Source organism: Agrococcus pavilionensis RW1, assembly GCF_000400485.1.
GTDB lineage: Bacteria > Actinomycetota > Actinomycetes > Actinomycetales > Microbacteriaceae > Agrococcus > Agrococcus pavilionensis.
Genome location: NZ_ASHR01000022.1, coordinates 1 through 1,302 on the forward strand (window position 1 = coordinate 1; position 1,302 = coordinate 1,302).

Annotated in this window: 1 protein-coding gene; it reads left to right on the plus strand. The window is 77.9% G+C overall.

Annotated features, from left to right (window positions below; translation table 11 throughout):
- Positions 1 to 1,302, plus strand: a 1,302-nt coding sequence (locus L332_RS21835; protein ID WP_041203953.1) for a DEAD/DEAH box helicase, incomplete at both ends; no start/stop codon positions are given.

The following is a 1,302-nucleotide window of genomic DNA, read 5'->3' on the forward strand; positions in this document are numbered from 1 at the left end:
CTCGCGCCCGCAGGGCGCACGCCGATCCGACGACCGCCCCTCCGGGCGCGCCGGTTCGCGCAGCCCCGGCCACCGCGGCCACCGCCCGGCCCAGGACGGCGACGCGCGGCCCAAGCGCCGCTGGACGAGCGACGACCGCGAGCAGCGCTCGCAGGGCGCATCCCGCCGCCCCAACTGGATCCCGCCGGAGGAGCGCAAGCGCGACGATCGCCGCGGTCCCGCCTTCCGCACCCGCGGGGGCGCGCAGGGCGGCCGCGACCGGCAGCGTGACGATCGCGTGCACCGCGGCGAGCGGCCGCGCGGGTTCGACCGCGCCCGCGACGAGCACCAGGGCCGAGGCCGGTTCGGCGCCGAGCGCGACGAGCGCCGCGGCGGCGAGCGCCGCTTCGACCGCGACGAGCGCCCGCAGCGCGGCTTCGGCGATCGCGACGAGCGTGGCGGCGACCGTCGCCGCTTCGATCGCGACGACCATCCGCAGCGCGGCTACCGCGACCGCGATGAGCGCGGCGGTGAGCGTCGCTTCGACCGCGACGAGCGCGCGCGCCGCAGCTTCGACGACCGCGCCCCGCGCGGCGAGCGTCGCTTCGACCGCGACGAGCGCCCGCAGCAGCGCCGCTTCGACGACCGCGCTCCGCGCGGCGACCGTCGCTTCGACGACCGCGCCCCGCGCGGCGAGCGTCGCTTCGACCGCGACGACCGTCCGCAGCAGCGCCGCTTCGACGACCGCGCCCCGCGCGGCGAGCGTCGCTTCGAGCGCGACGAGCGCCCGCAGCGCGGCTTCCGCGAGCGCGACGAGCGCGGCGGCGACCGGCGCCCCGAGCGCGACGAGCGCCCGCGCCGCAGCTTCGACGATCGGCCGCAGCGTCGCGACAGCACCTACTACCCCTCGACCGAGGCGAAGCCCTTCGCGCCGAAGGAGGACGTCGTGCTCGACCGGCTCGACGCGACCGCGACCGTCGCGGCCGACGTCGAGGGCGTCTCGTTCGTCGACCTCGGCCTCGGCGCCGGGATCGCGGGAGCCCTCAAGTCGATGGGTGCCCCGTCGCCGTTCCCGATCCAGGCCGCGACGATCCCGGACGTCATCGCCGGCAAGGACGTGCTCGGCCGCGGCCGCACCGGCTCCGGCAAGACCATCGCGTTCGGCGCCCCGATCGTCGAGATGCTGCTGCGCAACCGCCCGGAGCGCCGCGAGCTCGGACGCCCGCCGCGCGCCCTCATCCTCGCGCCCACGCGCGAGCTCGCGCAGCAGATCAACCACACCGTCATGGGCCTCGGCCGTGCGGTCGGCATCTTCACGACCGT